At 63.4% G+C, this 6,449-nt stretch carries 4 protein-coding genes; all 4 read right to left on the reverse strand.

The window, feature by feature from the left end; genetic code table 11:
* Positions 1 to 52: 52 nt before the first annotated feature.
* Entirely contained in the window at positions 53 to 355 is a 303-nt protein-coding gene (locus HV744_RS35825; protein ID WP_175153976.1) for a DUF4148 domain-containing protein, read from the reverse strand.
* A gap of 190 nt (positions 356 to 545) precedes the next feature.
* A complete protein-coding gene (locus tag HV744_RS35830; RefSeq protein WP_246279373.1) occupies positions 546 to 2,045 on the reverse strand; it encodes an efflux transporter outer membrane subunit in 1,500 nt (499 codons plus the stop codon).
* Between the two features lie 20 nt (positions 2,046 to 2,065).
* The gene (locus HV744_RS35835) at positions 2,066 to 5,170 is read right to left on the reverse strand and encodes an efflux RND transporter permease subunit (RefSeq protein WP_175153977.1); all 3,105 of its coding nucleotides are present in this window, start codon (positions 5,168 to 5,170) and stop codon (positions 2,066 to 2,068) included.
* 12 nt (positions 5,171 to 5,182) lie between these two features.
* Positions 5,183 to 6,449: efflux RND transporter periplasmic adaptor subunit (locus tag HV744_RS35840; protein WP_217469215.1), on the reverse strand; the 1,267-nt coding region annotated here is incomplete at its 5' end.

The raw sequence follows: 6,449 nt of genomic DNA on the forward strand, positions 1-6,449 counted from the left end.
CCCAACGCAGAATATTGCGGCGCCATTAGTTGCTCTTCGAGTATTGCATCGGTTAGTTTTTGCTCGCCAGATAGCTCTCGTTCACGCGGAAACGCGCTTTGTTACGCTCGATCGCGGCCTGACTCGGCGGGTAGTCATTTTTGGGCGACGGCACCAGACCGGCGCGCTCTGCTTCGATCAGCTCCTGTCGCACCTGTGCACGTGTTTTCTCTGGTGCAGGCTGTTGGGCCTGAGCCATATCGCCCGCTGAAGCTTGCACAGGGATAGCTGATTCTGGATAAGCATGATCGGCATCGGCAAACGCGGACGTTGCAACGAACATGGCCATGAGTGTTGCGCAAAGTTTGATGTTCATCTAAAGCTCGTTGAAAAGATGGATTGGACGGGAATGGTCCCGAAGTTTCATTATTGGATAGCAGGCCTTAACGCCACGTGGCTTGAAGATTACGTTTTGGTCATGTCGGAGCCTCATTTGAAGTCCGGGCGAATCCCGTACTGCGCCTGGCGCCACGCGCGGAAATTCGATGCGTTCGGCTTCCGGTTTTTTAGCGAGGGCTGCTCAATACGGAAGAGGCGGCAACGGCAAGCGGATCGGAGCGATTCCACCATCCGCCTCCTAGCGCCTGAAACAGTGCCGCCGTATCCGCGAGGCGCGCCGACTGTGCCTGAACCAGTGCCAGGCGCGCGGCCTGATAGATCTGCTCTGCATGCAGGACATTCAGATAGGGCAATTCCCCCAACTGCTGCTCTTTGTGAACGACCTCAAGGCTCCGGGACGCGGCCTGTTCGGCGGTTACCGCGGCTTGCAAGGTGCTGGCGTCGTACTGCAATGACCTCAGGACGTCGGCTACGTTCTGATAGGCGCCAATCACCGTCACACGGTACTGGGCCGCCGCTGCGTCGAACGCCGCCTGCGCCGATCGCTGGCGGTGCAACAGTGTTCCGCCGTCAAAGATCGGTTGGGACAATTTCCCGAGGATTGTGAAGAACTGGTTATACGGACTGAATGCGTTGGCAATCGCGCCCGGCGACGTGCCTAGCGACGCGGTTAAGGAAAGCTGCGGCAAGCGGCTGGCGATCGCCACACCGACCTGCGCACTAGCCGCGTGCAGCGTCGCTGCCGCAGCGAGAATATCCGGACGTTGCGCAACCAGTTGCGATGCAATACTGACCGGCAGATCCGCGGGAAGTCGCAAGGATGAGAGATCGAAATTCGCGGCGAGATCCTCATTCGGAAATCCGCCGACCAGCGCGATCAGCGCGTTGCGCTGCAGCGCCAGTTGCTTTTGCATCGGCGGCAGCATTTGCTGAGCCTGCGCCAACACAGCCTCTTGCTGGAGCACGTCCGAGTGTGCGACTTCACCGACCTCATACTCGCGCTGAAGGACATCGCGCAGTTGGAGGTCAGCCTTGATCGCTGCCTCCTGCGCCGCGATCTGGTCGCGCAGCCCGGCTTCCTGAACGGCAGCCAGCACGACGTTCGTGCTCAGGGTGAGATACGCCGCCTCAAGTTCGAAACGCTGAAAGTCAGCCTGCGCCGCCGCAGATTCGATCATCCGGCGGTTAAGACCGAACACGTCAGGCGAGTACGAAACGTTCAGGCCGGCCGAGTAGAGCGAATAGATCCGCTGGTTGTTTGCGGCAACCGGCGCGAGGCTTGCGGTCGGCGTTTCGTTCCTGCTGGCAGACCCCTCGAATCCGACGCTGGGTAAGAGCGTTCCTCCTTGCGCCAGCATGTTTTCCTGTGCGACCCGCAGCGTGGCCTGAGCCGCGGCTATCGTAGGGTTGGCCTTCAACGCCCGATCCACCAGGTCGTTCAGCGGCTGTGACCCAAACTGTTCCCACCACCGGCCGGCAATGTCCTTGCCCTGGACGAAATGCTGCGCGTCGCCTGGCTGACCTGAGGCTGATACGGTAGTCGGCGGGAGCGGTTCCGGCGTGTAGCCGGCACCCGCCGGCGCGGACGGTTGTTTGAAGTTCGGACCGACCGCGCAACCGGCGAGCAGCAATGCTGCAAAAAGACTTGTCGAGCGTTTCAGAGTCATGATTGGAGTACCCACCATTTCTATTCTGCAAGTTGCGCCTGGGATACCGGCTCGGCTGACCCGTGAGATTGCCGTCGCTTGCCGATAAACCAGGGGTAGACAGCGGGTAGCACCAGCAGCGTCAGCAACGTGGCCGACACCAGGCCGCCGATCACTACGGTCGCGAGCGGCCGCTGGACTTCAGCGCCCGCGCTGGTGGAAATCGCCATGGGCAGGAAGCCCAGGCTTGCGACGGTCGCCGTCATCAGCACGGGTCTCAGCCGGGTCATGGCGGCCTGCATGGCCGCTTGCACCGCATCAAGTCCGGCCGCGCGCCTTTCTTCCATATAACTGACCATCACCACGCCGTTCAGCACGGCGATGCCGAACAACGCAATGAAGCCCACTGCAGCGGAGATACTGAACGGCAGACCACGCATCCAGAGCGCGAAGATGCCGCCGATCGCCGCGAACGGCACATTGAAGAAAATGAGTGCCGCGAGCCGTGCGTTCCTGAACATCAGGAACAGGAGCGCGAAAATGACCGCAAGCGCGACCGGCACCACGACCGCAAGACGTGACATTGCATCCTGCAGATTCTGGAAACTCCCAGCCCACGCAAGCGTATATCCCGGCGGCAGATGCACTTGAGACGTTACCGCCTGCTGCGCGGCCTGAACGAAGCCGGCGAGGTCCCGGCCGCGGACATTGGCCTGAACGCTGATGACGCGCTGCCCCTGCTCGCGCTCGATGGCCGAGGGACCCGGCTCCATGCGTATGTCGGCGACCTCGCTGAGCGGCACGGCACGGCCGTTGCCGTCGCTGACGCGCAGATCGCCAATCCTTGCTACGCTGTTGCGGTCGTCCGGCTGGAGGTGGACACGGATATCAAATCGTCCGTCGCCGTCGACTATCGAGCCCACCGTACGCCCACCCAGCGACTGCACGAGATCAAGCACCTGGCTGGCGTTCAATCCGTAGCGCGCGACCGCCTCACGGTTCACGACAATACGCAGATAAGGCTGGCCGACCGTCTGTTGGGCCGCGACGTCGACGGCGCCGGGAACGCGCGCAAGGACAGCTGCCACACGCTGCGCGGTATCGTGCAATGTGTTGAGGTCGTTGCCGTAGATCCGCACCGCGACGTCGCCGCGCACGCCCTGCAGCATGTCGTCCATGCGCATCTGGATCGGCTGCGCCCAGCTCAGCTGCAGGCCGGGGACGGCGCGGTTCAGGGCGGCGGAATAGGCGGCAACGAGGCCGTCCTGCGTCTGCGCGGTGCGCCACTGCGCCTGCGGCTTGAGCATGATGAAGGTATCGCTCTGCTCGACGCCCATCGGGTCTGTCGGAATTTCCGAGGTACCGCCGAGCGAGACGGCCGACTGGACCTCCGGAAAGCGCATCAGCGTGCGCTCGATCATCGTTTGCGTCTGGAGTGCCGAGGTTAGCGAGATGCCGGGCTGTTTGGTCGTCGTGACCGTCAGGGAACCTTCGTCAAGGCGCGGGAGAAACTCGGCGCCCAGACGCGAGCCCGCCAGGCATGCGCTCAGCAACAGCAGCACTGCCAGACCCATGGTAATGGCCGGATGGCGTGCAGTTCGCGTCAGCGCCGGCTGGTAAGCCCGGCGAGCCCATTGGATGATGCGGCTGTCATGTTCCGCTACCTTGCGCTTAAGGAGAAAGGTGGCCAGCACAGGAATCAGTGTAAGGGTCAGCACGAGCGAGGCGACGAGCGCGAAGATCACGGTCATTGCCATCGGCCTGAACATCTTTCCCTCGACTCCCTGCAAGCTCAGGATCGGCAGATAGACGGCGGTGATGATCACGACGGCGTAAGTGACAGGACGTGCCACCTCGTGCGCTGCCTCGCGGACCACCTGCATGACTGGACGATCCGGCATTGCCGCGCGCCGGAGCACCACGTTTTCGACCAGGACGACGGCGCCATCGACAAGCAGACCGAAGTCGATCGCACCGAGGCTCATCAGGTTGCCGGACATGCCGGCGTAGTACATCGCGGTGAGCGCGGCCAGCATCGAGAACGGAATCGCCAGCGCCACGATCAAACCGGCGCGCGCATTGCCCAGCAGCAGGAACAGCACAACCATGACGAGAATTGCGCCCTCGGCCAGATTGTGGGCGACGGTATCGAGCGCGCGGCTAATGAGGTCTGCACGGTTGTAGTACGGTGCGATCTCGACGCCGGGAGGAAGCGAGTGCTGGATCTCTTTGATGGCCGATTGGACACGCTCCGCGACGACGCGCGTGTTCTGACCGAGCCCCATCAGGACGACCCCCACGACCGCCTCGCCCTGTCCGTCCCGCGTCACGCCGCCAAGGCGTGGCATTGGCGCCTGCACCACCTTCGCGACATCGCGCACATAAAGCGGCGCGCCCCCAGTGCCTGTGCGCAGCACGATGTTGCCGATGTCCGAGCGGTTTTGCAGGAGGCCCTCGCCGCGGATGATGGCCTGTTCACCATTGTGCTCGATCGTGGCGCCACCGGCGGCGCCGTTATTCATTTGCAGCGCATTGAATAGGTCGGAGATCGACAGGCCGTAGCGGGTCAAGGCATCATCCGAGACCTGTACTTCATAGGTCTTGAGTTCGCCGCCATTGGCGTTGACATCGACCACACCAGGCACCTGGCGCAGCCGCGGCGCGACCTGCCAGTTGAGGATCGTGCGCAAGTCCATCAACGACTTGCCCTTGCCCCGCACCTGGAACTGATAGATTTCGCCCAGACCACTCGAGAGCGGCCCGAGTTGCGGCGGTATGGTGCCTGGTGGGAGCTGCACGCTCTGAAGACGCTCGGACACCAGCGAGCGGTCGAGGTAGAGGTTCCCCCCGTCCGCGAAGCGCACGTAAAGCACCGATACGCCATAGCGCGAGATGGAGCGCAGACCTTGCATGCCCGGCAGGCCCTGCAGAGCCAGCTCGACCGGCGCGGTGATGTTGCGCTCGACGTCCAGCGGCGCAAGACCTGGCGCCTGTGTCGTGACCAGCACCTGAAGAGGGGAAATGTCGGGGTTGGCGTCGAAGGGCAGGCGCTGCATGCTCACGAAGCCGACACCGATGAGAACGAGAAGCAGAAGAAGCACGACAGCGCGGTTTCCGAGCGCTGCGTCGACAATCCTGGTGATCATGTTGGTGACCTCTTAACCTTCGTCCGGGATGGCGTTCTGAAGGAAATCGGCCTTGAGCCAATAGCTCCCGTCGGTCACGACCTGCGTATCTGCTTTCAGGCCTTCGATAACTTCAGTGACGCCGCCGCTGCTCACGCCTGTGCGGACGGCCTGCTTGTTGAAGTGGCCAGCACCGGATGGAATAAAGACCACCGTTTGCCCATTCACGTCCTGCAAGGCTGCGTCCGGCACCAGCACGGCATGACGACCTAGCGGCGAGGCGATCTTCGCGGTGGCGAACATGTTGGCGCGCAGCGCGCCGTCGGGGTTCGGCAAGTCGCACCGGACCATCACGGTGCCCGTGTTCGGATCGACCTGGCTGGCTATGTAAGTGACACGCCCGTCGAACTGCCTGCCGGGGTACGCGTCGACGGTAACGGCGACCGCATCGCCGACCTTGATGGAGCCCAGTGCCCGCTCGGGGACGCTGGCCTGTACCCAGACTGTCGAAAGGTCCGCCACCGTGAAAATCTGAACGGAGGTGTCGACGATATCGCCGGCGGCGGCGCCCACCGAATTGATGACGCCGTCGAACGGAGCAACCACGGCGCCCAGAGAATCGCGAGGACCCATGTTGCGCAAAGCGATGTTTGCGCGGCCCGTTTCGATCGGGCCGGTTGGCTGCATCCGCTGCCTCATGCCCAGCCACTTCTGCAGGTCCGCCTGGCGCGAGCGTAAAGTGGCCTGCGCGCTGGCGACCATCGAGCGCCGCCGCTCGAGTTCGCTCTGGGCCATGCCGCCGATGCCGACCAGTTCGGTGGCGCGCGTGAACGCCATCGCGGCGGTGGCCGCAGCCTGCGTTGCGTCGGCGACGGCGGCCTGAGCGCTGGCTACCTGGCTGCGCACGTCGCTAAGGTCGAAGGCGTCGAGAATGGCCAGCCGCTGACCCGCGCGCACGTGTTCTCCGATAACGACGTCAACCGCTTCGATCCGCCCGCGCGATGGGGAACTGACCTGGGCCAGACGCCTTGCATCAAAACTCACCACACCCGTGGCCTGCACCGTCTGCATGAGAGGCCGAAGCTCGGCCTTTGCGAAGTGCAGGTTCATGTTGGCGAGCGCCTCGCGCGGCACGTCCATCGCGCTGGGCACCGGTGGGGCCGCGTCGGTTGAGGGCTGGACCGCGGTCGGCGCGGTCGAAGCCGGGACACGCAGGACGACGAGTCCGCCAATCGCAACGGCTGCCGCAACGCCGATCGATACGTAAAGCCGCCGCCGGGTCAGCATGATGGCGCCCCTT

The organism is Paraburkholderia ultramafica, from assembly GCF_902859915.1.
GTDB classification, from domain to species: domain Bacteria; phylum Pseudomonadota; class Gammaproteobacteria; order Burkholderiales; family Burkholderiaceae; genus Paraburkholderia; species Paraburkholderia ultramafica.